At 31.4% G+C, this 1479-nt stretch carries 1 protein-coding gene; it reads right to left on the reverse strand.

From position 1 onward, the window contains the following. Nucleotides 1-195: 195 nt before the first annotated feature. Entirely contained in the window at nt 196-1272 is a 1077-nt protein-coding gene (locus tag CN514_RS24930; RefSeq protein WP_098234847.1) for a DUF3900 domain-containing protein, read from the reverse strand. Nucleotides 1273-1479: the final 207 nt, after the last annotated feature.

Consider the following 1479-nt stretch of genomic DNA (forward strand, 5'->3'; position numbering starts at 1 on the left):
GGTATTAAAACATATATATGTTGCTTGAAAAATGATTTAATTTGATAAACGCCTAGAATGTTTTTACTTGCATTCAAAGGCTTTCACTTAGATGTCGACTTTCTAAAGTAATATGTTGAAATAGAAAAGACAGCAAGCTTGTAATAGCCAACTGTCTTTTAATTTTTTATTACATTCATTTCATTATTCGATCGTTCAATATCCTGGAATATTTACCTTCTGACCAATTCGCTCAATTACATCATCCAACTCATCCGGTTTTAAAAATTCAATCGGTGAAAATCCCTTTTCAAATTGCAATGTATCAGCTTCTAAGATTACAACATATCGACCGTTTACTTTCGCAATATGGAGGCTATCACCAAAATCAGCTAGTAATCCTTTTATAGAAAAGTGATCCGCTTTAAATGATAATTCAATTTCTGGTGTATGTTCCACAATTTGTGCCGCTGCTTCGATTACTTCATTGGGTGTAAAATGCTCTTGAATTTCACGTTTAGGACTTGCTGCCCATACTTCCATTGCTGCATCGAATTGTTGTCTTTCAACACTTTCCTCTTCAAAAACGTCTTCAATTTTGTCATAAACCATTTCCATTACTTGAGTTTTTACAATTTCAGGCATTGATTCAGAATAGGAAACAAATTTTAAAAAGTCTTCAAAATATCTTGCGTGTGATGCCTGATGGATTTTTAATTCACTCTCTGAGATCATCCCTAATTCTTCCATATAAGGGTATTGAATCGATTTCATATTTTTCGTTGTAATCGCCATTTCAACTGTTTTAATGAGAGTAGATTCATCTGAAATGGAGGCTACTTTTGGTTCAAAATCACATTTTAGTACAAATAAGAATGTATCATCAAAATATTTTCTAAGTTTCGCTTGAATAACTAGAAATGCTCCACCGCGAACTGCACTTGTATCAATGTAATTTATAACTAAAGTTTCATTTTCTGCTTTAAAATCTTCAATCGATTTTGCATCTCTTATTCGCTGGAATAAATTATAATTTGGATTTGAGTCTAATGAATGGCCTTCTTCGACGATAAAGTGACCTAATTTCGTAGGTACAGAATCAGATTTTGGATGTTTTTCAACTTTACGATTGACAATTCTTTCAAGTTCACCTTCTAAAAAGCCTTTCAATGCGCTTTCTTCAAACATTGATTCATCTAATGTTTGGAAATGTTTATATCGTTTATCGGATTGTTCACCTTTACCTTCAACAGTTACAACATAAAACGATAAATATGTAATTTCAAAATCCATCCAATCACCTTTTCCTATTTTTCTGTATTTAAGTATATGGATGAGGATTCGTTGAGTCAATCATGAACTAATCAACTTTTGGGCAAAATTTCCATAAAAACTATCATAAGATAGAGAAATTTTACAGTTATGAGACAAATTCATTACACACTATGATAAAATAAAGATATAATTAAATGTGGAACCAATAAAAATTATAGTACTTGG

This window comes from Bacillus sp. AFS001701 (genome assembly GCF_002559405.1).
In the GTDB taxonomy this organism is placed as follows: Bacteria; Bacillota; Bacilli; order Bacillales; family Bacillaceae_G; genus Gottfriedia.

What these genes read in the sequence shown, in the direction of transcription:
- CN514_RS24930 (WP_098234847.1), bottom strand. Translation starts at nt 1,272, where the DNA reads ATGGATTTTGAAATTACATATTTATCGTTTTATGTTGTAACTGTTGAA.